The sequence below is a fragment of the Pseudomonas batumici genome, from assembly GCF_036585405.1.
In the GTDB taxonomy this organism is placed as follows: domain Bacteria; phylum Pseudomonadota; class Gammaproteobacteria; order Pseudomonadales; family Pseudomonadaceae; genus Aquipseudomonas; species Aquipseudomonas batumici.
Window position 1 is genome coordinate 2,274,982 of the sequence record NZ_CP144470.1, and the last position, 22,743, is coordinate 2,297,724.

Here is a 22,743-nt window from a genome sequence, read left to right on the forward strand (position 1 = left end):
TTAAGTCACGGTGCCGAGGGATACGGCCGGGAGCAGGAATGCCCGGCCGGGCAAAAACAGGCCCGGCTAAGGTGTCCTGGCACAAACAGGCGTCTTGGCGAGCAACTCGGGCCAGCGCTGGGCCCATTCGCTTTCGTGAGTCATGCCCGGCACCACGTAAAGGGTGGCACAGCGAGCACCTGACGCCTCCACGAAGCGTTGGGCAATACTCGGTGGCACCACACTGTCGTCGGCGCCACTGAAATGGATTTGCGGGATGGACGCCACTTGCCGGGCGACGTCGATGGCATTCAGTGACGCGGGCATGGGCGTCACGCGATGTAGCCGATTGACTTCGGCATGATCGAGGTTACCGGCCACGGTGCGTATCGAGGCCACGTCATGGCGCCGGGCGGCAATCAACACAGCCAGGGCGCCGCCCCCGGAGTAGCCCACCAGATTCACCTGCTGTCCCACGGCGACGTAGTGGGTCACCGCCTGATTCATGGCGACCACGACCTCTTCGGCAAAGCGCTTGTCGGTCCAGTAGGTCACATCGCAGCGGGGGTTATCAGGTGCGGGCGTGAATTGGCAGGGGCGAGCCAGGTAGGCCACGTTGGCCGCCGGGTCGCTCGCGGCCAATGCCAGGCCCAATGCCTTGTGCGGCGTCGGGTCGGCGGATGGCTGACTGCGTGTTGCCCAGGCCTTGCCGTCGCCCTCGATGTACAGGGTCAATGGCAAGTCCGGTCGTGTGATCCGATAAAAGCCGGTCAATATGAAGCCATCGGTTTTAATCAGTTCGCGTTTCAAGTGCGCCGGTTGCGCCAACTCATCGGCGTGCCGACTCGCGTCGGCGTGACGACCCGGATCGGCGCAACCGCCGAGTATCAGCGCCAGAACCATCAGCGCGGTTCGTGAATGATTCATTTGACCCCGGCATAAAGTGACAACCACGAAAAAGCCCCGTAACTTTTCAGCTACGGGGGCTTTTTCCATGTATGGCGGAGAGATAGGGATTCGAACCCTAGGTACCGGTGAAGGTACAACGGATTTCGAATCCGTCCCATTCGGCCACTCTGGCATCTCTCCAACGGCGCGCATCATAACAGCACCTTTGCCGGAAGCGAACCCCCCAAAGCAAAAAAATTTCCGTGCTATCAGATGCTTGCGTCGATTACAGCGGTACGCCCAGACGGTTGGCGACTTCTTCGTAGGCTTCGATGACATCACCGAGGCCCTGGCGGAAGCGGTCCTTGTCCATCTTCTTGCGCGTTTCCTTGTCCCACAGGCGGCAACCGTCCGGGCTGAACTCGTCGCCCAGCACGATCTGGCCGTGGAATACACCGAATTCCAGCTTGAAGTCCACCAGCAGCAGGCCGGCTTCGTCGAACAGCTGGCTCAGCACTTCATTGACCTTGAGCGACAGCTCTTTCATCCGCGCCAGTTGCTCGGCAGTGCCCCAACCGAAGGCCACGACGTGGGATTCGTTGATGAACGGGTCACCCTTGGCGTCGTCCTTGAGGAACAGTTCGAAGGTGTAGGGATTGAGCTTCAAGCCCTCTTCCACGCCCAGGCGCTTGACCAGGCTGCCGGCCGCGTAGTTGCGCACCACGCACTCCACCGGGATCATGTCGAGCTTCTTCACCAGGCATTCGTTGTCGCCCAGCAGCTTGTCGAACTGGGTCGGGATACCGGCCGCTTCGAGCTTCTGCATGATGAAGGCGTTGAACTTGTTGTTCACCATGCCCTTGCGGTCCAGCTGCTCGATACGCTTGCCGTCGAACGCCGAGGTGTCGTTGCGAAACAGCAGGATCAAGCGGTCGGCGTCGTCGGTCTTGTACACCGACTTGGCTTTGCCGCGGTAGAGTTCTTCACGTTTTTCCATGATGGGCTCCGCTTGTTAAGTTGTTGGGCCAGGCGATATGTCGCCAGTCGAGCCCTGAATCTTGATCGGCCAGTTGCAGCCAGTCCGGGTCGCACCCGAGGGTGTCGACAAAACATTGCCGGGCCAGCCGCGGCAGGTTGTTCTTGCTACTGAGGTGGGCCAATACCAGGTGTTGCAGGTCTTGCCAGCCCAACTCGGCCACCAGGCTCGCGGCCTGGTGGTTGTTCAAATGTCCCTCTTCCCCGCCCACCCGCTGCTTGAGAAAGGCCGGGTAATGTCCACGGGCAAGCAGGTCGCGGCAATGATTGGCCTCGATCATCAAGGCATCGAGACCACTGTAGCTGTCCATGACCCTGCCACAATAGGAACCCAGGTCGGTCAGCAGGCCGAAACGCCGCCGACCGTCACTGAACACGTACTGCGTCGGCTCAAGGGCATCGTGGGCCACCGACACCACCTCGATACTCAAGGCCCCGACCTGCAAGGTCTCGCCGCCCGCCACGAAGCCTGCGGGCTCGATGGGCTTGCGCAGGCCGCGCAAGGTGCCACGACTCAGGTACACCGGTAGATTGTAACGCCGAGACAGCAAACCCACGCCATGCACGTGGTCGGCATGTTCGTGGGTCACCAGAATCGCGCTCAACTGCGCCGGGCTCACCCCAAGGCGCGCCAGGCGTCGCTCGGTTTCCCGTAGCGAGAAACCACAATCGACCAGGACCAGCGTGTCTTCACTGGCGACCAGCGTGCCGTTCCCTTGGCTACCACTGCCGAGAACGGCAAACCGCACCGGATCAGCCCAGGTTGTCTTGAATCACGCCCAACACCCGACGGGCCACGTCGGCCGGTGCCACGGTGTTGATGTCCTTCTCGACGGTGACCTGGACGCTGTCGCCCACCTTGCTCAGGCGAACCTGATAACGCACGGCACGGGTCTCGATCTCTGCCTTGGTCGGCTTGCTGCCGAACAGACTCCCGAAGAAACCGGGCTCGTCGCCCTTCTTCTCGGCTTTTTCCGCCAGGTTGATGTAGTACAGGCCCAGGCTGCGGTTGATGTCCTCGACACGCCAGTCGCCCCGCTCCAGCGCACGGCCGACGCTCGACCAGGCGCGGTCCAGGTCTTCGCCGACGTTGAGCACCGGGTTGCCGCTGCCGTCCTGGCTCAGGCTGACGCGGTTCGGGGTATCAAAATCACGCGCGGCCAGCAACGACACCGAACCGCCCTTCTCGGCGCTGCGGCTCATGCTGGAAAGCATCTCGTCGACCAGGGCCGCATCCAGGCCGGTATTGACCGAACGTGGCGTGAAATCGACGTTGGCGGTGCTGCCGGCCGGGCGCTGGGCGCTGACCACATAGACTTCACTGGTATTGCGCTGCACGCCCGGCTCGATACGGACCCGCACGCGGGTTTCGTTGTCACCGGCCGCCAGGCGCTTGCCCATGGCCGCCGAGAGTTCGTCGGAACGCTGCCAGGCGGTGGTGAATTCACCGGTCTGCGGGCGTTGCGCGTCGATACGGAAACCGTTGTCCTGGAAGAACTGCAAGGCCACCGGCCAGACTTCGGCCGGCGCATGCTGGGCCATCACCCAACTCGAATCGCCGGTTTTCTGCAGGCTGTAGTCGCTGGCGCTGGCCGCGGCCTGCAACGCCTGCGGACGCGGTACTTCGAATTCGCCCTTGGCGGTACTGTCGGCAACGTTGCGCGGAATCGGCAACAAGGGGTCAAGACGCTTGCCGGTGGCGACATCCGGCGGCAATTGCATGGCCGGCGTCTGTTTCGAATCCAGGTAGTCGCTGCCGCGGTCGCGGAAATAACCTTCCGGGCCCCACAGCCAGGCGCAGCCACTGGTGCTGGAGATAATCAAGGCAAGTGCGGAAAGTCCGGCCAATCGCTTCATGCGGGGTATTTCCTCAATTAAACCAGGACGCCGGACTGGCGCATGGCCTGCCGCAGCGGTTCGTGACAGGCAGCGCTGAGCCAGGTGAGCGGCAGACGGATACCGTCCGGCATCAAGCCCATCTCATGCAGCGCCCATTTCACGGGGATAGGGTTGGATTCGATGAACAGGGTCTTGTTCAGCGGCATCAGTTTTTCGTGAATAGCCCGGGCCTCGTCGGCCTTGCCGGCCATGGCGGCGGCGCACAGGTCGCTCATCTGCCGTGGCGCGACGTTGGCGGTCACCGAGATGTTGCCCTTGCCGCCGAGCAGGATCAGCTCGACCGCCGTGGCGTCGTCACCGGAATACACCAGGAAATCGCTGCTCACGCCGGCCAGGATCGCCTTGGCCCGCTCCAGGTCGCCGGTGGCTTCCTTGATCCCGATGATGTTCGGCACGCTCGACAGGCGGATCACGGTCTCGGCCTGCATGTCGCACGCGGTGCGGCCCGGCACGTTGTAGAGGATCTGCGGGATGTCGACGGCTTCGGCGATAGCGCGGAAATGCTGGTACAGGCCTTCCTGGGTCGGCTTGTTGTAATAAGGGGTCACCAGCAGGCACGCGTCGGCACCGGCAGTTTTCGCATTGGTGGTCAGTTCGATCGCTTCACGCGTCGAATTGGCGCCCGTACCGGCAATCACCGGGATACGCCCCGCCACCTGGTCGACCACGCGACGGATCACTTCGATATGTTCGTTCACATCGAGGGTGGCCGACTCACCTGTAGTGCCGACCGCGACAATGGCGTTGGTGCCGTTTTGCAGGTGGAAGTCCACCAGTTTGCTCAGGCTGTCCCAGTCAAGACGCCCCTGTGCATCCATGGGTGTGACCAGTGCCACCATACTGCCCGCAATCATGCAACCGCTCCTGCCGGAAAAAGAGAGCGGTAATGGTACTGGCGCCATCAGGCTTGTACAAGCGAAGTACTGCCTATGAGCATTCCCCTGAGCGCAGGTTTTCGCTACCCTTCAGACTTTGATCGGTACTGAGTCGCTCACGTGCCGGGTTCCAGCCTCCATTTTCGCTGCCCGAAGCCCGCTCCGGCCTGGCCGCCGCCCGTCCTCTGCGAGGCGGCACCCGGCGCCAGCGCTCGATTCCAGGCCTCGCCATCCGCATCCGGACACCCGAACCCAGCTCGCAAGCACCCCAAGCTACCGACCGCTCATCGCTTTAGGAATGCTGCATGTCCACCCCCACAGTCCGCGAACAATTCCTTGTCATCAGTGCCCTCGGCGCCAACCCCATGGAGCTGACCAACGTCCTGTGCCGCGCCAGCCATGAAAACCGCTGCGCCGTCGTGACCTCGCGCCTGACCCGCCATGGCGAGTACAGCGCGCTGGTCCTGCAGATTTCCGGCAGCTGGGATGCCCTGGCGCGCCTTGAAGCCGGCCTGCCGAACCTGGCGAAGAAGCATGCCTTCATCGTCAACGTGGTGCGCAGCGGCGCCCTGGAGAACCGTCCCCAGGCACTGCCGTACGTCGCTTATGTCAGCTCGGCCTACCGCTCGGACATCATCAACGAGCTGTGCCAGTTCTTCATCGACCATAACGTCGAGCTGGAAAACCTGACCTGCGACACGTACCTGGCGCCCCAGACCGGCGGCACCATGCTCAACGCCACCTTCACCGTGACCCTGCCTGCCGGCGTGCAGATCAGTTGGTTGCGCGATCAGTTCCTGGACTTCGCCGACGCGATGAACCTCGATGCCCTGATCGAACCGTGGCGCCCACAGAACCCAATGTAAGGAAACATCCATGGCCGTCGTCATCGATCAACCCGTCGCCGATTTCCAGGCCTCGGCCACCAGCGGGCAGACCGTCAGCCTCGCGGGCCTCAAGGGCAAGCAGGTGGTGATCTACTTCTACCCCAAGGACAGCACCCCGGGCTGCACCACCGAGGGCCAGGGCTTTCGCGACCAGTACACCGCCTTCCAGGCCGCCAACACCGAAGTCTTCGGTGTGTCCCGCGACAGCCTGAAGTCCCACGAGAACTTCAGGTGCAAGCAGGAATTTCCGTTCGAGCTGATCAGCGACAAGGACGAAGCCGTCTGCCAGCTGTTCGACGTGATCAAGTTGAAGAAGCTCTACGGCAAGGAATACCTGGGGGTTGACCGCAGTACCTTCCTGATCGATGCCCAGGGCGTGCTGCGCCAGGAATGGCGCGGCGTGAAGGTCCCCGGTCATGTGGATGCCGTGCTGGCGGCGGCCCAGGCGCTGAACAAGGCCTGAGCCGGCGCTGTGCGTCAGGCCTTGCGCAACCAGTAGCGATACACGCCGGACGCTTCCTCTTCATGGATCAGCGCGTGTCCGGCGAGCCTGGCGAACGTGCGAAAGTCGCGCTGCGATCCGGCATCGGTGGCAATCACCTTGAGCACCGCGCCGCTGGCCAGGCGATTGAGCTCCAGCTTGGCCTTGAGCAGCGGCAGCGGGCAGTTCAGGCCACTGGCATCCAGCTCGGCGTCGTGCTCTACAACTTCGGTCATTGCTTCACTCCTGGCGTGGCGCCGGATGGTCGGTTAGGAGCCTCTAGGATACCCCAAGTGGGAGCGGCTCTGGTCGGCAGCCCAGTGTCCGGCTACAGTAAGGACTTTGCCGACCAGAGCCCTGTGCATGACCTTTCTGCGCCCCACCCTGTTGACGCTCGCTTGCTTGCTCGCCTCCCCTGGCTTCGCCAACGACCTGCCGTCACTCGGTGACGCCAGTTCCGCCATCGTCTCCCCGCAACAGGAGTTCCAGCTGGGCCGTGCCTGGCTGAGCCTGTTGCGCAGCGAGGTCAAGCAACTCAATGACCCGCAGCTCAAGGATTATGTCGAGACCACCGTCTACAAGCTGGCCGAGACCAGCCAGGTCCAGGACCGCCGGCTGGTCTTCATCCTGATCGACAGCAACCAGCTCAACGCCTTCGCCGCCCCCGGCGGGATTGTCGGGATCAACGGCGGGCTGTTCCTCAACGCCCAGACCGAGGGCGAATACGCCGCGGTACTGGCCCACGAGCTGGCGCACTTGTCGCAACGCCACTTCGCCCGTGGCGTGGAAGCCCAGCAACGCATGCAAGTGCCAATGATGGCAGCGCTGCTGACCGGGATCGTCATCGCGGCGGCGGGCGGCGGTGACGCCGGCATCGCCACTATCGCCACCACCCAGGCCGCGGCCTTCCAGGAGAGGCAGCGGTTCTCCCGCCAGAACGAACAGGAAGCCGACCGTATCGGCATCCTCAATCTGGAAAAGGCCGGTTACGACCCCCGGGCCATGCCGACCATGTTCGAGCGCCTGATGCGCATCTACCGCTTCGACGCCAAGCCGCCGGAATTCCTGCTGACCCACCCGGTCACCGAATCGCGGATCGCCGATACCCGCAACCGGGCCGAGCAATCCAAGCCCGGCGGTATCGAGGACAGCCTGCGTTATCAGCTGATCCGGGCCCGGGTGATGCTGTCCTATGAGGACTCCCCGGGCCTGGCGGCCAAGCGCTTCCGTGCACAGCTGGACGAGAATCCCAAGTCCGACGTGGCCCGCTACGGCCTGGCCATCGCGCAGCTCAAGGGCGCCCAGTTGAACGACGCGCGCGCGACCCTCAAGCCGCTGCTGGACAAATCGCCCAACGACATCACCTACAACCTGGCCCAGATCGACCTGGACTCGGCGGCCAGTCGTTTTCCCGAAGCGCTGCAACGGGCCGACAAGATGCTGCTGCAATTTCCCGCCAGCTACCCGCTCAAGCAGGCACGCATCGACCTGCTGATCAAGCAGAATCGCCCCGCCGAGGCGGAAAAAGCGCTGGATGCCTTGTTGAAGATCCGTCCGGAGGATCCGGACGTCTGGTATCAGCTCGCCGAAACCCGCGGGCAGTCCGGCAATATCATCGGCTTGCACCAGGCGCGGGCCGAGTACTTTGCATTGGTGGGCGACTTCAAGCAGGCGATCCAGCAACTGGACTTCGCCAAGCGCCGCGCGCCGAACTTCCAACTGGCCTCACGCATCGATGCGCGTCAGAAGGAGTTGATCGATCAGGAGCGTATGGTCAAGGAAATGATGGGCGGCTGATGCGAGAGCCGGTTTGCCGGCTCTCGCCAATGCCCGTCAGGCATTACCCGCCAGTTTCAAGCGCGCCGCCTGGGTGAAATCCAGCATGCGCTTGAGCGGGCGAACGGCGCGGGGAATCACCGCCGGGTCGACGAAGATCTCGTTGCTGCCCTCACGCAGGCACTGCAAGGTGCGCTCCAGGGTATTCATCGCCATCCACGGGCAATGCGCGCAACTGCGGCACGCCGCGCCGTTACCGGCAGTCGGTGCCTCGATGAACACCTTGTCCGGGCACAGCTGCTGCATCTTGTAGAAAATGCCGCGGTCGGTCGCCACGATGAACGTCTTGTTCGGCAGACGCTGCGCCGCCGCGATCAACTGGCTGGTGGAACCCACCGCATCGGCCAGTTCGATCACCGACTCCGGCGACTCGGGGTGCACCAGGATCGCCGCCTCGGGATACAGCGCCTTCATGTCCTCCAACTGCTTGGACTTGAATTCCTCGTGGACGATGCAAGCGCCGTCCCAGAGCAGCATGTCGGCACCGGTTTCCCTCTGGATATAGCGCCCCAGGTGCTTGTCCGGTGCCCAGATGATGGTCTCGCCGTTGTCCATCAGGCTCTCGACGATCTCCAGTGCGCAACTGGAGGTCACCACCCAGTCGGCCCGCGCCTTCACCGCCGCCGAGGTGTTGGCGTACACCACCACCGTACGCTCGGGATGCTGGTCGCAGAACGCGGAAAACTCATCCACCGGACAGCCCAGGTCCAGCGAACAGGTGGCTTCCAGGGTCGGCATCAGGATGCGTTTTTCCGGGGTGAGGATCTTGGCGGTTTCGCCCATGAAGCGCACGCCGGCCACCAGCACGGTCTTGGCCGGGTGCGCGGCGCCGAAGCGCGCCATTTCCAGGGAATCGGACACACAGCCGCCGGTTTCCTCGGCCAGCGCCTGGATCACCGGATCGCAATAGAAATGGGCCACCAGCACCGCGTCCTGGGCCTTCAGCTCGGCGGCGATAGCCGCACGCAACTGCGCCTCTTCGGCGGCACTCAGGGGTTTGGGTTGCTTGGCGTCAAGGTGGGCTTGAACCAGAAGGCGTTCGGAAATCTGCGTCATGTTCGCAAGACCTGCAGGCGCGAGAGCGCGAAAGTCAAGTATACCCCGGCCGCCGTCCCTTTCCGAGACCGGATAGAGGGTCTGCCTAGGTGCAACGTACGGACCGGGAGAGTTAATCCATCAGGCATGGACTGCTTTACAGCCGCGCAAGGCTACAGAATATCCAATGAATTCAAAAGATTATTCTGATCTTCGGACAAGTGGGGGCAAAGCGTTGGATAATCGACCCATTGAAGAGGCCTGGACGGCAACCGATGATATCCGATGACTACCTCGTAATGACCCGCAACGAGTGGGCAGAACTGCGTGCCAGCACGCCTCTGACCCTCTCGGAAGACGATCTGTCGGCATTACGCGGCGTGAACGAAGACGTCTCCCTGGAAGATGTCGCCAACGTCTACCTGCCGCTGTCGCGGCTGATCAACCTGCACATCGGCGCCGCCCGCCAACTGACGGGCATCCGCGATACCTTCCTGGGGCGCCCGACCCACCGGGGCCCTTACATCGTGGCCATCGCCGGCAGCGTCGCCGTCGGCAAGAGTACCTTTGCCCGCGTCCTGCAGGCCGTGATGGCGCGCTGGCCGGATCACCCGAACGTCGCCCTGGTCACCACCGACGGCTTCCTCTACCCCAACAGCAAGCTGGTGGCCGACGGCATCATGCACCGCAAGGGCTTTCCGGAGAGCTACGATCGCAAGCACATGGTCAAGTTCCTCGCCGCCGTGAAGGCCGGCGAGCGCAACATCAAGGCGCCGATCTACTCCCACGTCAGCTACGACATCGTGCCCGACCAGTACCAACTGATCGACCAGCCGGATATCCTGATCTTCGAAGGCCTCAACGTCCTGCAGACCGATGGCGTCGACGGGCAGAAACCCTCCACCATCGTCTCCGATTTCTTCGATTTTTCGGTGTACCTGGATGCCGATGAACAAGACATCGAGCAGTGGTACGTGGCACGCTTTCTCATGCTGCAGAAAACCTCGTTCCGCGCACGCGGGGCGTACTTTCGCAAACTCGCCGACCTGACGCCCGAGGAGGCGCCCGAAGCCGCGCGCCAGATCTGGCGGGATATCAACCGGGTCAACCTGTTGGAAAACATCCTGCCGACCCGTGAGCGCGCGGACCTGGTACTGCGCAAGGCGGCGGATCATTCAGTGAGCGAGATCTGGCTACGTTGATCATGAAGCCCTTCAACCTGTTGTTGAGCCTCACCTTGTTGAGCGTACCCGTCACGACCCTCGCCGAAGGCGGCGGGGGCCGGGTCATCGCCCGCATGCAAGCCCGGCGTGACGAGTCGATGGCACGCTTTCTGGAGCGTGAAGATGCCAAGGCGATCGTCAACGCCCAGGAAGCCGCCAAAACCCTTTCAAGAGCCCAGGCGTCGAACTCGGGACAGGTCGAAAGGTCCGTAGACCAGCCCTGAGGCCCCCATGGGCGCGTGATCGGGTCACGCTCGACTCAACACCTCCCCGGCCTCCCATTGCCCTCGCCGCGCCTCGGTCTGCGCCAACCAGGCCAGGGTGTCGGCGAAAGCCACGGGACGGCTGAAGAAAAAGCCCTGCACCTGCATACAGCCCAGGCTACGCAAGGCATTGAGCTCTTCCTGGGTCTCGACCCCCTCGACCACGCACTCCAGCTCCATGTCGAGGCTCAGGGTCACCAGCGACTTGACGATCTTGTAGCTCGCGGGGTTGAGATGAATGTCGGTGATAAAGCTGCGATCGATCTTGAGTTTCGTCAGCGCCAGGGCATGCAACTGGCTCAGGCTTGAATAGCCCGTGCCGAAATCGTCCAGCGAGATACCGCAGCCCAGCCTGCGAAACTGCCCGATCGCCCATTGCACCTGGGAGATGTCCTGCATCACGACGGTTTCGGTGATTTCCAGGTCCAGATACGCCGGGTTGAAGCCACTGACCCTGATCACATCGATGATCGACTGCACGCTGTCGGCGGAGCCGCAGTCATGGACCGACAGATTGAATGAAAGCCGCATGCCTTCCGGCCAGAGCCGCGCCATACCCAGCGCCTGCCTCAACAAAGGCAACGTGAGGCGACCGATCAGGCCGATACGCTCGGCAATCGGGATGAACTGCCCCGGGGAAACCAGGCCTAGCTCCGGGCTGTCCCAGCGGGCCAATGCCTCGAAGGCGACCGTCTCTCGACTGCCACTGTCGAGAATCGGCTGGAACAGCACGAAAAACTCCTTGTCCAGCACCGCCCTGCGCAACGCCTGCTCGGTGATGGCGTCGCGATGCAACTGCTCGCGATGGCCGCTCGAAAACAGGCACATCGACCCCGGGTTATGGCGCTTGCCTTGGTAAAGCGCATAGTCCGCGTATTCGAAAAGCTGCATGGCACTGGTGGCGCCTTGGGGAAACGTGGCCATGCCCAGGGTGGCGCCGATCTGGATCGGCACATCCACCAGCAGGAACTCGACGCGCAACTGCTCGCACACGGTCTTGCCGAAAGCGTGCAAATCCTCGTCGCTGAGATCGCCTTCGAGCACCAGGGCGAACTCATCCCCACCCAGCCGCGCCACATGCACCGTCCTACCGACCAACTCCAGCAGACGCTGACCGACCATGATCAGAATCTTGTCGCCGACACCGTGGCCGTAGAGATCGTTGACCGGCTTGAACCCGTCGAGATCGAGGATCCCCACTGCAAGGCGCTTTTCCCCGGCGATTGCCTGCCGCATGGCGCTCTCCAGGGTGGTGAAGAACTGTCGCCGGTTGGGCAGCCCGGTCAGGCTGTCCTGATTGGCCAGTTGCAGGTTCTCGTTGCTCAGCTGTTCGGTCCGCGCCTGCACATTCACCAGACGAGTGAAGTCGCGGTAGTGATGTTGCAGGATGACCAACATGGCCAGCGACACCAGCAGGATATTCACCGCCGTGGCAATGAAGGCCGGGTTGTGGGTGGAGGCGAAGAAAATCACGAACGCGACGTTGACCACGAGCGTGGCGATCAGCGCCGCGGGCCGCAGGTGCATCATGCAAAAAATGCAGACGATCACCGTAATCCCCATGAAAAAGGCCACCTGGGACTGCGAATAGGCATCGCCGTAGGGATACAGGGCCAGGGACCAGGAGGTGAAGGCGCCGGCAATGATGGGCACCAACTGATTGGTTCGCCGCAGGGAGGCCAGGATCCGCGTATCGGCAGGCAGGTACCTGGAGCTACGCAACCAGACGCAGGCGCGCACCACGCAGATCACCGTCATGCCCAGCGGGATGGCGCATGTCAGCCACAAGGGCGCGGTGGGCAGGTGAGTGGCGGCCAAGGCCCACATATTCAGCAGCAAGACCAGGTACATCAGCGGCAGCTGACGAGACAAGGCAACGTACTGAGCCCGGAGCAGCTTGGGATTGTCATGGGGTACGGACATGAGGGTCCGCAGGGTAGCCAGGAGTTTTCTTGTCATCGCGAGGCCTCTCCTCTCTGTCTGCGCAGTGAAGGCGTGCAGCGCTCGTCCCTTTCAAGTAGCCGACCAAAAATGAAGATGTAGCCAATACAATTGTCGGCGCAGGCCTGCTTTTCTTTAGAGCCTATAGCCACCACTCTCATGTCTCCGGCGCAGGCACTGGCAACGATCACGAAGCGATGCTTACCCGGGCGGCGCTGAAGAGACCGCTTTGCTGAGCGCTTCAAAGAACGCCTGGCGCTCTGCAAAGCGGCCCTTGTCCGAGGCACTGGGCCACGAGCCGAGGACCACCACCAGCAACTCATGGCGGGGGTCGAAGTACATGGCCTGACCGAAGATACCGAGCGCCTGGTAAGTCTTGTCTTCGCCGACCCACCACTGGAAGCCATAGCCAAGATTCGCCGTATCACCCCGAACAGCCCAATGGGTCGCTTCACTCACCCAGTTCGCCGGCAAGACCTGCCGGCCTCCCGCGTGGCCGCCATCCATGAAGAACAGGCCAAAGCGAGCATAGTCCTCAAGCGTCATGCTCAGGCAGCAACCGGACAGCTCGCTGCCGCTTGCATCCAACGCCCAGACCGCATCACGGGCCATCCCCGCGTGCGACCAGATTTTCTCCGAGAGATAGTCTGCAAGCCCCTTATGGGTTGCACGACTGACCAGCAGCCCGATCAGATCGGTCTCGCCGGTCTTGTAGACGAATCGCGTCCCCGGCTGCGTCTCGCGCTTGAGTCCGGCCATGTAATCCAGGACCGAATGGCCCGAATGTTCCGACAAGTGCGCGAACTGGTTCACATCGGAGTGCGGGTCACGATAGTCCTCGCTCCAGCGCACACCCGAGGTCATGGTCAACAATTGACGGAGCGTCACAGCGTCGTAAGCACTGCCGGACAACTCAGGCAAATAGCGCGTAACAGGGTCTTCGATACTGTGGATAAAGCCATCCTGGATGGCGGCGCCCACCAGGGTCGAGGTGATCGACTTGGCCACGGACCAGGAAGTCCAGCGCTCATTCGCCGTCAGATCCGCGCCATAACGCTCAAGCACTACACGCCCGCGGACCATCACCAACAGCCCCTCCACGTTGGTGTCACGCATAAAGGCGTCGGTATCCACGGGTTGGCCATTGTGTACGAAGTTCAAGGGCAGCTCGCCCTTGGCGCGCGGCAGCTCTGCAATAGCGGCGCTGCCACGCGAAACAACGCGCGTCGGGAAAATGCGCTCCATATTGCGGTAGCCGAATTTTTGCTCCGCGGGCGTCCAGAAGAGAAAGCGGCCAGGTTCCGGCCGGACATCAACAACAGCGTCATCAGGTTGCACAGAGGCTGGTGCGACAGTGGAGACAAGCCAAGCTGCAAGTATGAGACCGACCACCCCGCCTGTCCGCTGAAGCCATCTGTTCATTACGTCGGTCCTTGATACGTAGGGACTTAAAACTAGTTCAGTCCCGTATCAGAAAACAACGATTTTCTGGCAGGCAAAAAAAATCCGGAACTCCTCACTTTCGTGGGCGTTCCGGATTTTCTTCTACAACAAATATGGTGGGTCGTGTGGGATTCGAACCTACGACCAATTGGTTAAAAGCCAACTGCTCTACCAACTGAGCTAACGACCCGCTGTGTGGTGGCGCGTATAATACTGATTTCTAACGGGAATTCAACACCTTAAATGAAAAAAATCAAAAATAACGTGTCGGATCACTGATTCCGGCCGCTGCGAAGCCTTCGGCACGCAGTCGGCAGCTGTCACATTTCCCACATGCAAAGCCATTAGCATCCGCTTGATAGCAGGATACGGTCAGCGAATAGTCGACCCCCAGCTTGACCCCGGCCTGGACGATATCGGCCTTGCTCAGGTTCTGCAGCGGCGCCTGAATACGGAAACCATCGCCCTCGACACCGGCCTTGGTCGCGAGGTTGGCCAGGGTTTCGAAGGCCTCGACAAACTCGGGACGGCAGTCCGGATAACCGGAGTAGTCCACCGCGTTGACGCCGATAAAGATATCCCGGGCGCCGAGCACCTCGGCCCAGCCCAAGGCCAGCGACAGGAACACCGTATTGCGCGCCGGTACGTAGGTCACCGGAATCCCTTCGCTCGGAGCCTCGGGCACATCGATGCTGCTGTCGGTCAAGGCCGAGCCACCGATGCCGTTGAGGTTCAGGCCGATCACCTTGTGCTCGATCACCCCGAGGTCACGCGCCACCCGCTCGGCGGCCTGCAGTTCGGCACGGTGACGCTGGCCATAGTCGAAACTCATGGTGTAGCAGCTGTAGCCCTGGGCACGTGCCATGGCCACCACGGTGGCCGAATCCAGGCCGCCGGAGAGGAGGATTACCGCTTTCTTTTCAGTGCTCGCTTGAGTGGTCATATCAGCGCCCCGGCTCGTCATTCCATAGATATTTGTGCAACTGCATCTGCAGGCGCACCGGCAGGTTGTCCGCCACGATCCAGTCGGCCAGCTCACGGGCCGGCAAGTCGTGGTGGCTCGGCGAGAACAGGACTTCGCCGGCACGTTTATCCAGGCCGTACTGAATCAGCTTGGACACCGCCCAGTCATAGTCCTCCCGCGAGCAGATCACAAACTTGACCTGATCGTTGGGGGTCAGCAACTCGACGTTCTCGTAGCGGTTGCGGTGCGATTCCTTCGAGCCCGGGGTCTTCAGGTCGAGCACGCGGCTGACCCGCGTGTCCACCGCCGAGATATCCAGCGCGCCACTGGTTTCCAGGGACACGCTGTAACCCGCGTCACAGAGCTGCTTGAGCAAAGGAATGGCATTGGGCTGGGCCAGCGGTTCGCCGCCCGTCACGCAGACATAGCGCGGACGGTAACCGGCCACCTGTTCCAGGAGGCTGTCCAGGGTCATGAGCGTGCCGCCGCTGAAGGCATAGGCACTGTCGCAGTACTGGCAGCGCAGAGGGCAGCCGGTCAGGCGCACGAAAACGGTGGGCAGCCCAGCCGTTCGCGTTTCACCCTGCAAAGAGTAAAAAACTTCGGTAATTCTCAATGTGTCTTGCATAGTCGCCACGGGCGCAACAGCTAAACAGGCCGTCCGCCTCAGTCAGGCACTGCAATGAACCTGCGATCGCACAGTCCAGAACAGCGTGTTTCATAAAAAAGGGGGATGAATTCTAACGAAAAAACCCGCGACAAGCGCGGGTTTCTTCAAGCCGGGCGTCAAACCCTCACATACGCTGCAGATCGCGCTGTGCCAACTGAGCGGCGGAAGTCCCCGGATACTGGGAAACCACCTGCTGCAGAATGCCCTTGACCTTGTCGGTATGGCCCAGGCGACGCTCGACGTCCGCCAGCTTGTACAGCGAGTCCGGCACCTTGGCGTGCTTGGGGTACAGCTGGCTGACCTTGGCAAACGCCTGGCCGGCGCCTTGCAGGTCGCCCTTGGCCAGGTTCACTTCGCCCAGCCAGTACTGCGCGTTACCGGCGTACTGGCTATTGGGGTACTTACGCAGGAAAGCGCTGAAGGCCTGGCTGGCCTTGTCGAAGTCCTTGGCCTTGATCAGGTCGAAGGCAGCGTCGTAGTAGAGCTTTTCCTTGGCCGGATCACCCGGCTCGCTGCTGGCCGCGGGGCCTGGGCAGCCGATGCACCAGCTGCAGCACCGGCGGCGGCATTCGCATTGCCACCGGCAGAAGAATTTTCAGGAGCCGCAGCCGCCGGAGCGCCACCACTGCCTATGCGCCGATCAAGATCCTGGTATCGCTCCAGGTTTTCCTGCTTCATGCGCGCAATATCGTTTTGCAGAACTTCGATCACGCCTTGTTGCTGCGAGAGTTGTTCCTGCATGCGTTGCAATTGATTGAACAGTTCGCCCTGTGCCGAGACAGGGGCCGAAACCCCTCCCCCGGCATAGGCGCCGTTCGTACCGTAACCCGCTGGCGGATAACTTCCACCGCTATTGTTATAGCCGGAGTTGTCATCGACCACAGGAACCGCAGCCCACGCCGCAAGCGGCATCAGGCTGAGAGCCAAAACAGTTACAGCACGACGGCACGTTCGCATGACGAATTACTTACGCAGTTCGACGCGACGGTTTTGAGCCCAGGACTGCTCGTCGTGGCCAGTGGCAACTGGACGCTCTTTACCGTAGGAAACCAGTTCCAGCTGAGCTGGGGCAACACCTTGCAGTACCAGGTAGCGTTGAACGGCTTTCGCACGACGCTCGCCCAGTGCCATGTTGTACTCGCGAGTACCACGTTCGTCGGTGTTACCTTCCAGAACGACGTGAGCGCCGTTAGCTTTCAGGTCCTTGGCGTGAACGTCCAGGGAGCGCATGGCTTCTGGCTTCAGGTCCGAGCTGTCGTATTCGAAGTAGAAAGTGGTGATTGCGCGCAGAGCAGCTTCTTCGCTCAGGGAGCCGTCAACTGCACCGGTGTTAGCACCGTAACCAGCGTTTGGGTCTACAGCGCCTTGACCGGCATTGTCGCCGCCTTTGGACGAGCAACCTACAGCTACAGCCATGGCCAGAGCCAGCGCAGCAAATTTACCAAACTTCAGCATTTCCATCGTAAAACTCCTAATGAACCCCAGTGTGTTAAGCAAAATCTTTAAAGCGCCGCGTCAGTTCAGGTAAGGGGACCAGGAAGGTTCTCTGACTTCGCCTTGAGCGGTAGGAAGCGGGAGCCTTACGCGTCCGTTGATGGACACGAGCATCAAGACTCCCCGGCCCTGCTGGGCGGTGGCGTAGATTACCATGGTGCCGTTAGGCGCGACAGTGGCTGACTCATCAAGGTTGGTGTCTGTCAGTATCTTTACACTGCCGCGTTGCAAATCCTGAGCCGCCACACGGAAATTGGTAAAGCCATCCTGGCGGTGGATCATCACCAGTGTTTTTTCATCCGCCGACAGTTTCGGGTTGGCGTTGTAGTTACCGATGAAGGTCACGCGCTCCGCACCGCCGCCATTGACGTTGGTCTTGTAGATCTGTGGCTTGCCGCCGCGATCGGAGGTGAAGTAGATGGTCGAGCCATCCTTGCCCCAGAACGGTTCGGTGTTGATGCCCTGGCCGCTGGTGACGCGACTCATCTGGCGCGTGGCCATGTTCATCACGTAGATGTCCGGGTTGCCGTCCTTGGACAGCACGAACGCCAGGCGCGAGCCATCCGGCGACCAGGCCGGTGCACCGTTGAGGCCTTCGAAGTTGGTGATCTGCTCACGGCGACCGGTGTCGATGTGCTGGACGAAGATGCGCGGACGCTTCTGTTCGAACGACACATAGGCGATACGCTTGCCATCCGGGGCGAAACGCGGCGACAGGATCGGCTCGCGCGATTGCAGCAGGGTCACGGCGCGGGCACCGTCATAGTCCGAGCGCTGCAGGGTGTAGCGGGTGTTGTTCACCGAGAAGCGTTCGGCCGTGACATAGAGCATGCGTGTGGAGAACGCACCCTTGATGCCGGTGAGCTTTTCAAACGACTGGTCGGAGATGTAGTGCGACATGTCGCGCAACTGCTCGGCCGTGCCCGACACGCTGCCGGTCAGCACTTGCTGCTCGGTGGCGACGTTGAACAGCGCGTACTGCACCTGCAGGCGACCGCCCGCCGGAACGATGCTGCCGACCATGATGTACTGGGCGCCCAGGGCCTTCCAGTCACGGTAGATGACTTCGCTGGCCTGGGTTGGCAGGCTGATCATGTTCTGCTTCGGAATCGGCGAGTAGTAACCGGAGTTACGCAGGTCGTCGCCGATGATCTGGGCCATGTCGTCCGGCAGGACGCTACCGCCCTGCCAGCCGAAGGGAACGACCGCGATGGGCGTAGCCCGGTCGCTGCCGCTGGTGACCAGAATGTTCTTTTCATCTGCCATCGCCATCCCTGCCAGGCAGCAGATCACGACAAGCATTGTTCGAAGAAGGTTTCTCACAAGGCTAGATCCTCAGGTGTGAATGTCATCTTGAAGGAACGATAGGGAGCAAAGTCGCTCGGTTTCATTCCCTGCATTTCCGTCAAACGACCAATATTTTTGACCGCTGCTACCGCCGAGGCGTCAAACGGGCCGTCGCCACTGGTCTTGGCCACCGAAACCGAGGTCACGGTACCGTCCGGCAACATGCCGATTTGCAGCACCACTGTCATGCCTTTGCGCGCCGAAGGAGGACGAGCCCAACCTTCCGCTGCCCGCGCACGAATCAGATCGTCGAAACTGCCAGCGGTTTCATCGCCCTGCTCATCGGCCAGGGCCTGCTGGCGCTGCGGCGTGTCGGAAAGCAAATCTGCCAGGGCCTGGGCCTTCTTGTCTTCGGCAGCTTTACGCGCCGCATCCTGCGATTTCTTCTTCGCAGCATCGGCAGCAGCTTTCTTCTTCGCCTCTTCAGCGACTTTCTTCTTCGCTTCTTCAGCTTCGGCTTTCTTCTTGGCGTCCTCGGCCGCTTTCTTCTTGGCGTCTTCGACGATCTTTTTCTTCGCCTCGTCAGCCGCCTTCTTGGCCTCTTCTTCCGCGGCCTTCTTGGCTTCGTCTTCGGCTTTCTTCTTGGCTATATCGGCCAATTCCTTTTTCGCCTCGGCCGCCTTCTTCGCGTCGTCGGCTTTCTTGGCCTCTTCGGCCTTTTTCGCCTCATCCGCTTTCTTGGCCTCGTCGGCCTTCTTGGCTTCGTCGGCCTTTTGAGCCGCTTCCTCTTTCTTTTGTTCCGCAGCCTTCACCGCTTCCTGCTCGACCTTCTTCTGTTCCATCTGCTCGACTTCGGTCTGGCGCGCGGCGGATTTCTTCGCCTCACCCGCAATCTTCTGATTGGTCTGGGTGGTCGCCTGACTTTTCGATTTCAGCTGATACAGGGTCGCCTGGACAATGGGCTTGGCCGGCGGCAGTTCCGGAGTCAGGGCAAAGCTGACGAACAGCATGCCGAAAATCAGGATATGCAGGCCAATCGCCCAGACGCTGGGCCAGAAGTAGCTTTCCGAAGCGGACGGCTCTCGCTGTTGGTGCATCAGGGAGCCTCGGTAATCAAGCCAACATTACCGACGCCGGCCTTCTGCAGACCGCCCATGGCACCCATGACGGCCCCATAGTCGACGGTCTTGTCACCGCGAATGAACACCTGGGTATGCTTGCCGCCTTCGTTGCCGGCGCGAATGATCTTGGTCACCGCGTCGGTCATCTGCGGCAGGGTCATGGCCCTGTCCTGCTGTTTGTCGGTGTCGACTTCGCTGCCAAGGTTCCAGTAGTAGGTCTTGTCAGCCTTGATCGAAATGGTCAGGACCTGGGTGTTGTTGTCCTGCGGCAAGGCTTCGCTGGAAACCTTGGGCAGATCAACCTTCACGCCCTGATTGAGCATCGGCGCGGTCACCATGAAGATAACCAGCAGCACCAACATCACGTCGATGTAGGGCACCACGTTCATCTCGGCGACCGGCTTGCGTTTGTGGCGAACTCGGGCCATGGGGATTTACCTGCTCACTCTTCGCTGGTGTGCACTTTGCGGTGCAGGATCGCCTGGAACTCGTCGGCGAAGGTGTAGTAGCGGCCGATCAGGTTCTCGCCACGGGCCGCAAAACGGTTGTAGGCGACAACGGCCGGAATGGCGGCGAACAGACCGATGGCGGTGGCCACCAGCGCTTCGGAAATACCCGGGGCCACGGTGGCCAGGGTTGCCTGCTGGGCGGTGGCCAGGCCACGGAAGGAGTTCATGATCCCCCAGACGGTACCGAACAGACCGATGTACGGGCTGACGGAGCCGACGGTGGCCAGGAACGGCAGGCTCTGCTCGAGCTTTTCCTCTTCACGGGAGATGGCCACGCGCATGGCGCGGGACACCCCTTCCATGACCGCTTCCGGATCGACGCCCGATTGCTGGCGCAGACGGGAGAACTCCTTGAAACCGGCACGGAAGATCTGCTCGACGCCCGAATCCGGATCCGGGTTGCTGCCGGCCTGACGGTAGAGCTTGGACAGGTCGATGCCCGACCAGAAGCGCTCTTCGAAGCTCTCCAGGGCGCGGCGACCGGCGCGCAGCAGGTTGCTGCGCTGAAAAATCATGATCCACGAGGTGACCGAGGCGGCCACCAGGATCAGCATGACCAATTGCACCACGATGCTGGCATTGCTGACCAAGCTCCACATGGAGGAATGGTCGACGACGTTAGCTTCCACGCTTTATCTCCTGCTCTAAGTGAGTACCCGCGCCGCTTGTGTCGGCAAAGGCCGAACGCAAGGCTTCTGGAATGGCCCGGGGTTTTAAACTATCGGCGCGCACACAGGCCACCAGGAACTGCCCTTCGCAGAGCAGCGTTTCATCATCAGCCCGCCTGACCTGCTGCTTGAAGCGCAGGCTCGCACGGTTCAGCTCAATCACCTCGGCGCTGATCGAAAGCTCATCGTCCAATCGCGCCGGCGCGTGGTAGCGCGCTTCGCTGGAATGCACGACGAACAACAGGTTCTCCCCTGCCAGCGACGATTGGGCAAAGCCCAACTCCCGTAGCCGCTCGGTTCGAGCCCGCTCCATGAACTTAAGGTAATTGACGTAATACACGATGCCGCCGGCATCGGTGTCCTCGTAATAAACGCGACAGCGATGTGCGAACGACTGAACCCCGTTTTGCGCGCGCATACTCTAGTGCTTACTCCTCAGGTTGCCAATCGGCCAGGCAACTGTTTTTCGTCCTTCGACGACTTTTTGCATGAAGATTCGTGACACGTGCCCTTCGGACAACGCAAACCGCGAATAAATCAGCCCCGATCCTGCCTTTACTCGTCCAGCGCATCAAGAAACTCGTCTACCACGGGCATTTCGCCCAAGCGCGACGGAATGTTCAAACCGAAGTGCAGATAGGCATGCCGGGTCACCACCCGTCCACGGGGGGTGCGCATGATATAGCCCTGCTGGATCAGGTAGGGCTCGAGCACATCCTCGATGGTGTGCCGTTCCTCGCTGATCGCCGCCGCCAGGCTGTCCACGCCCACCGGGCCGCCGTCGAATTTCTCGATCATGGTCAGCAGCAGGCGCCGGTCCTGGTGATCGAAACCGTGCTCGTCGACATCCAGCAGGTTCAAGGCCAGGTCCGCCACGGGCTTGGTGATATGTCCCTTGGCCCGTACTTCGGCGAAGTCGCGCACCCGGCGCAACAGGCGGTTGGCGATCCGCGGCGTGCCCCGCGCCCGCCGGGCGACCTCGAAGGCGCCGTCAGGGTCCAGCGGCAAGCCGAGAATCCCCGCCGAACGACTGACGATGGTTGCCAGGTCCGCGGTGCTATAGAACTCGAGACGCTGGACGATACCGAAGCGGTCACGCAACGGGTTGGTCAACATGCCGGCGCGGGTGGTGGCGCCGACCAGGGTGAAGGGTGGCAGGTCGAGCTTGATCGAGCGCGCCGCCGGCCCTTCGCCGATCATGATATCGAGCTGGAAGTCCTCCATCGCCGGATACAGGACTTCTTCGACAATCGGCGACAAACGGTGGATTTCATCGATGAAGAGCACATCGTGGGGCTCGAGATTGGTCAGCAGCGCCGCCAGGTCGCCCGCCCGCTCCAGCACCGGTCCCGAGGTGCTCTTGATCGACACGCCCATCTCCTGGGCGATGATATTGGCCAGGGTGGTCTTGCCCAGGCCCGGCGGACCGAAGATCAGGGTGTGATCCAGGGATTCGCCACGCCCGCGCGCTGCCTGGATGAACAACTCCATCTGCTCCCTGACCGTCGGCTGGCCGATGTACTCGGCCAGGCTCAACGGCCGGATGGCACGATCCTGGACTTCCTCGCGGTCACGCCCGCTGGAAGCGGTAATCAAACGGTCGGCTTCAATCACTTAGATCATTCCCTTCAGGGCGCGACGAATCATGTCTTCGCTGCTCAGGCCCTTGTCTTTGATGGCCGACACCGCCTTGCTCGCCTCCTGGGGCTTGTAGCCCAGGGAAATCAGCGCACTGACCGCATCGGTTTCAGCGCTGGCCACCGGCACCGCAGGCGCGCCGTCCGGCTGGTTGGGCACCAGGGCAAACATGCTCGGCACGGTTTCCCAGGCCTTGAAGCGATCCTTGAGTTCCACCAGCAGGCGTTCGGCGGTCTTCTTGCCGACGCCGGGCACCCGCACCAGCGCCGAAGTGTCCTGGGCCTGCACGCAGCGCACCAGTTCATCGACCTCCAGGCTCGACATCAGCGCCAGGGCCAGCTTCGGTCCGACGCCGTTGAGGCGGATCAACTCGCGGAAAAAGTCGCGTTCGCGCTTGCCGACGAAGCCATAGAGTAACTGCGCATCCTCGCGCACGACCAAATGCGTGTGCAAAGTCAGCGGTTCGCCGACCGACGGCAGGCGGTAAAGCGTGGTCATCGGCACTTCCAGCTCGTAGCCGAGGCCATTCACATCAAGGATGAGGTGCGGCGGCTGTTTTTCAGCCAGGGTGCCGCGCAAACGTCCAATCACGTATCAGATCCTTATT

The 22,743-nt window shown here is 61.6% G+C and carries 24 protein-coding genes, 2 tRNA genes and 1 pseudogene; 5 read left to right on the forward strand and 22 right to left on the reverse strand.

Translation table 11 applies throughout. The features are described 5' to 3' along the window. Nucleotides 1-66: 66 nt before the first annotated feature. From NUH87_RS10170 to dapA, 6 genes are all read right to left on the reverse strand, one after another. Nucleotides 67-906 (reverse strand): alpha/beta hydrolase, encoded by an 840-nt coding sequence (locus tag NUH87_RS10170; protein ID WP_338525845.1) that lies wholly within the window; start codon nt 904-906, stop codon nt 67-69. Between the two features lie 72 nt (nt 907-978). Next, nucleotides 979-1,068, reverse strand: a tRNA-Ser gene (locus NUH87_RS10175). Nucleotides 1,069-1,153: 85 nt separating this feature from the next. Further along, entirely contained in the window at nt 1,154-1,864 is a 711-nt protein-coding gene (gene purC, locus NUH87_RS10180; protein WP_040070449.1) for a phosphoribosylaminoimidazolesuccinocarboxamide synthase, read from the reverse strand. After that, nucleotides 1,851-2,651, reverse strand: a complete 801-nt coding sequence (locus NUH87_RS10185) for an MBL fold metallo-hydrolase (RefSeq protein ID WP_338525846.1) — start codon at nt 2,649-2,651, stop codon at nt 1,851-1,853. Before NUH87_RS10185 ends, purC begins: the two co-directional genes overlap by 14 nt. A gap of 4 nt (nt 2,652-2,655) precedes the next feature. Then, nucleotides 2,656-3,759, reverse strand: coding sequence for an outer membrane protein assembly factor BamC (bamC, locus tag NUH87_RS10190; protein ID WP_338525847.1), 1,104 nt, complete (start codon nt 3,757-3,759; stop codon nt 2,656-2,658). Between the two features lie 17 nt (nt 3,760-3,776). Then, nucleotides 3,777-4,655, reverse strand: a complete 879-nt coding sequence (dapA, locus tag NUH87_RS10195) for a 4-hydroxy-tetrahydrodipicolinate synthase (protein ID WP_040070453.1) — start codon at nt 4,653-4,655, stop codon at nt 3,777-3,779. A gap of 326 nt (nt 4,656-4,981) precedes the next feature. Here dapA and NUH87_RS10200 point away from each other — a divergent pair, with 326 nt between their 5' ends. Beyond that, nucleotides 4,982-5,542, forward strand: coding sequence for a glycine cleavage system protein R (locus NUH87_RS10200; protein WP_040070454.1), 561 nt, complete (start codon nt 4,982-4,984; stop codon nt 5,540-5,542). A gap of 10 nt (nt 5,543-5,552) precedes the next feature. Next, nucleotides 5,553-6,026 carry a peroxiredoxin gene (locus NUH87_RS10205; protein WP_338525848.1) on the forward strand — a complete coding sequence of 158 codons (474 nt, stop codon included), beginning with the start codon at nt 5,553-5,555 and terminating at the stop codon, nt 6,024-6,026. Between the two features lie 14 nt (nt 6,027-6,040). Here the strand turns inward: NUH87_RS10205 and NUH87_RS10210 are convergent, their stop codons facing one another. Then, on the reverse strand, nt 6,041-6,280 hold the full coding sequence (locus NUH87_RS10210) for a sulfurtransferase TusA family protein (protein ID WP_040070458.1): 240 nt from the start codon (nt 6,278-6,280) through the stop codon (nt 6,041-6,043). 127 nt (nt 6,281-6,407) lie between these two features. Here NUH87_RS10210 and NUH87_RS10215 point away from each other — a divergent pair, with 127 nt between their 5' ends. Continuing rightward, a complete protein-coding gene (locus NUH87_RS10215) occupies nt 6,408-7,841 on the forward strand; it encodes a M48 family metalloprotease (protein ID WP_338525849.1) in 1,434 nt (477 codons plus the stop codon). Nucleotides 7,842-7,877: 36 nt separating this feature from the next. Here the strand turns inward: NUH87_RS10215 and nadA are convergent, their stop codons facing one another. Then, the gene (gene nadA, locus NUH87_RS10220) at nt 7,878-8,936 is read right to left on the reverse strand and encodes a quinolinate synthase NadA (RefSeq protein WP_040070460.1); all 1,059 of its coding nucleotides are present in this window, start codon (nt 8,934-8,936) and stop codon (nt 7,878-7,880) included. Between the two features lie 230 nt (nt 8,937-9,166). Between nadA and coaA the strand changes: the two genes are divergently transcribed. Then, complete coding sequence (coaA, locus tag NUH87_RS10225; RefSeq protein ID WP_422393913.1) at nt 9,167-10,117, forward strand: type I pantothenate kinase; 951 nt, start codon at nt 9,167-9,169, stop codon at nt 10,115-10,117. A 2-nt stretch (nt 10,118-10,119) separates the two neighbouring features. Beyond that, on the forward strand, nt 10,120-10,362 hold the full coding sequence (locus NUH87_RS10230) for a co-regulatory protein PtrA N-terminal domain-containing protein (protein WP_040070463.1): 243 nt from the start codon (nt 10,120-10,122) through the stop codon (nt 10,360-10,362). A gap of 24 nt (nt 10,363-10,386) precedes the next feature. Here NUH87_RS10230 and NUH87_RS10235 read toward each other — a convergent pair whose 3' ends face one another. The 14 genes and pseudogenes from NUH87_RS10235 to ruvA form a co-directional block, all read right to left on the reverse strand. Continuing rightward, on the reverse strand, nt 10,387-12,360 hold the full coding sequence (locus NUH87_RS10235) for a putative bifunctional diguanylate cyclase/phosphodiesterase (protein WP_338525850.1): 1,974 nt from the start codon (nt 12,358-12,360) through the stop codon (nt 10,387-10,389). 183 nt (nt 12,361-12,543) lie between these two features. Further along, entirely contained in the window at nt 12,544-13,764 is a 1,221-nt protein-coding gene (locus NUH87_RS10240; protein ID WP_338525851.1) for a serine hydrolase, read from the reverse strand. 135 nt (nt 13,765-13,899) lie between these two features. Further along, a tRNA-Lys gene (locus tag NUH87_RS10245) sits at nt 13,900-13,975 on the reverse strand. A 63-nt stretch (nt 13,976-14,038) separates the two neighbouring features. Further along, nucleotides 14,039-14,728 carry a 7-cyano-7-deazaguanine synthase QueC gene (gene queC, locus NUH87_RS10250; protein ID WP_338525852.1) on the reverse strand — a complete coding sequence of 230 codons (690 nt, stop codon included), beginning with the start codon at nt 14,726-14,728 and terminating at the stop codon, nt 14,039-14,041. A gap of 1 nt (nt 14,729) precedes the next feature. Then, entirely contained in the window at nt 14,730-15,377 is a 648-nt protein-coding gene (gene queE / locus NUH87_RS10255; RefSeq protein ID WP_338525853.1) for a 7-carboxy-7-deazaguanine synthase QueE, read from the reverse strand. Nucleotides 15,378-15,543: 166 nt separating this feature from the next. Then, nucleotides 15,544-16,376 (reverse strand): annotated as a pseudogene (ybgF, locus tag NUH87_RS10260) (tol-pal system protein YbgF). 6 nt (nt 16,377-16,382) lie between these two features. After that, nucleotides 16,383-16,880 carry a peptidoglycan-associated lipoprotein Pal gene (gene pal / locus NUH87_RS10265; RefSeq protein ID WP_040070467.1) on the reverse strand — a complete coding sequence of 166 codons (498 nt, stop codon included), beginning with the start codon at nt 16,878-16,880 and terminating at the stop codon, nt 16,383-16,385. A gap of 54 nt (nt 16,881-16,934) precedes the next feature. Further along, complete coding sequence (gene tolB / locus NUH87_RS10270; protein ID WP_422393934.1) at nt 16,935-18,185, reverse strand: Tol-Pal system beta propeller repeat protein TolB; 1,251 nt, start codon at nt 18,183-18,185, stop codon at nt 16,935-16,937. Between the two features lie 47 nt (nt 18,186-18,232). Beyond that, complete coding sequence (gene tolA / locus NUH87_RS10275; protein ID WP_338525854.1) at nt 18,233-19,297, reverse strand: cell envelope integrity protein TolA; 1,065 nt, start codon at nt 19,295-19,297, stop codon at nt 18,233-18,235. Next, nucleotides 19,297-19,749: a protein TolR gene (gene tolR / locus NUH87_RS10280; RefSeq protein WP_040070472.1), complete on the reverse strand. Its 453-nt coding sequence runs from the start codon at nt 19,747-19,749 to the stop codon at nt 19,297-19,299. The genes tolA and tolR overlap by 1 nt, the downstream gene beginning before the upstream one ends. Nucleotides 19,750-19,763: 14 nt before the next feature. After that, nucleotides 19,764-20,459 (reverse strand): protein TolQ, encoded by a 696-nt coding sequence (gene tolQ, locus NUH87_RS10285; RefSeq protein WP_338525855.1) that lies wholly within the window; start codon nt 20,457-20,459, stop codon nt 19,764-19,766. Continuing rightward, nucleotides 20,449-20,916 carry a tol-pal system-associated acyl-CoA thioesterase gene (gene ybgC / locus NUH87_RS10290; RefSeq protein ID WP_040070474.1) on the reverse strand — a complete coding sequence of 156 codons (468 nt, stop codon included), beginning with the start codon at nt 20,914-20,916 and terminating at the stop codon, nt 20,449-20,451. The genes tolQ and ybgC overlap by 11 nt, the downstream gene beginning before the upstream one ends. 137 nt (nt 20,917-21,053) lie before the next feature. Continuing rightward, on the reverse strand, nt 21,054-22,112 hold the full coding sequence (gene ruvB / locus NUH87_RS10295) for a Holliday junction branch migration DNA helicase RuvB (protein WP_040070475.1): 1,059 nt from the start codon (nt 22,110-22,112) through the stop codon (nt 21,054-21,056). Next, nucleotides 22,113-22,727, reverse strand: coding sequence for a Holliday junction branch migration protein RuvA (ruvA, locus tag NUH87_RS10300; protein ID WP_040070476.1), 615 nt, complete (start codon nt 22,725-22,727; stop codon nt 22,113-22,115). Nucleotides 22,728-22,743: the final 16 nt, after the last annotated feature.

What these genes read in the sequence shown, in the direction of transcription:
- NUH87_RS10170 (WP_338525845.1), bottom strand. Translation starts at nt 906, where the DNA reads ATGAATCATTCACGAACCGCGCTGATGGTTCTGGCGCTGATACTCGGC.
- purC (WP_040070449.1), bottom strand. Translation starts at nt 1,864, where the DNA reads ATGGAAAAACGTGAAGAACTCTACCGCGGCAAAGCCAAGTCGGTGTAC.
- bamC (WP_338525847.1), bottom strand. Translation starts at nt 3,759, where the DNA reads ATGAAGCGATTGGCCGGACTTTCCGCACTTGCCTTGATTATCTCCAGC.
- dapA (WP_040070453.1), bottom strand. Translation starts at nt 4,655, where the DNA reads ATGATTGCGGGCAGTATGGTGGCACTGGTCACACCCATGGATGCACAG.
- NUH87_RS10200 (WP_040070454.1), top strand. Translation starts at nt 4,982, where the DNA reads ATGTCCACCCCCACAGTCCGCGAACAATTCCTTGTCATCAGTGCCCTC.
- NUH87_RS10205 (WP_338525848.1), top strand. Translation starts at nt 5,553, where the DNA reads ATGGCCGTCGTCATCGATCAACCCGTCGCCGATTTCCAGGCCTCGGCC.
- NUH87_RS10210 (WP_040070458.1), bottom strand. Translation starts at nt 6,280, where the DNA reads ATGACCGAAGTTGTAGAGCACGACGCCGAGCTGGATGCCAGTGGCCTG.
- NUH87_RS10215 (WP_338525849.1), top strand. Translation starts at nt 6,408, where the DNA reads ATGACCTTTCTGCGCCCCACCCTGTTGACGCTCGCTTGCTTGCTCGCC.
- nadA (WP_040070460.1), bottom strand. Translation starts at nt 8,936, where the DNA reads ATGACGCAGATTTCCGAACGCCTTCTGGTTCAAGCCCACCTTGACGCC.
- NUH87_RS10230 (WP_040070463.1), top strand. Translation starts at nt 10,120, where the DNA reads ATGAAGCCCTTCAACCTGTTGTTGAGCCTCACCTTGTTGAGCGTACCC.
- NUH87_RS10235 (WP_338525850.1), bottom strand. Translation starts at nt 12,360, where the DNA reads ATGACAAGAAAACTCCTGGCTACCCTGCGGACCCTCATGTCCGTACCC.
- NUH87_RS10240 (WP_338525851.1), bottom strand. Translation starts at nt 13,764, where the DNA reads ATGAACAGATGGCTTCAGCGGACAGGCGGGGTGGTCGGTCTCATACTT.
- queC (WP_338525852.1), bottom strand. Translation starts at nt 14,728, where the DNA reads ATGACCACTCAAGCGAGCACTGAAAAGAAAGCGGTAATCCTCCTCTCC.
- queE (WP_338525853.1), bottom strand. Translation starts at nt 15,377, where the DNA reads ATGCAAGACACATTGAGAATTACCGAAGTTTTTTACTCTTTGCAGGGT.
- pal (WP_040070467.1), bottom strand. Translation starts at nt 16,880, where the DNA reads ATGGAAATGCTGAAGTTTGGTAAATTTGCTGCGCTGGCTCTGGCCATG.
- tolB (WP_422393934.1), bottom strand. Translation starts at nt 18,185, where the DNA reads ATGGCGATGGCAGATGAAAAGAACATTCTGGTCACCAGCGGCAGCGAC.
- tolA (WP_338525854.1), bottom strand. Translation starts at nt 19,297, where the DNA reads ATGCACCAACAGCGAGAGCCGTCCGCTTCGGAAAGCTACTTCTGGCCC.
- tolR (WP_040070472.1), bottom strand. Translation starts at nt 19,749, where the DNA reads ATGGCCCGAGTTCGCCACAAACGCAAGCCGGTCGCCGAGATGAACGTG.
- ybgC (WP_040070474.1), bottom strand. Translation starts at nt 20,916, where the DNA reads ATGCGCGCGCAAAACGGGGTTCAGTCGTTCGCACATCGCTGTCGCGTT.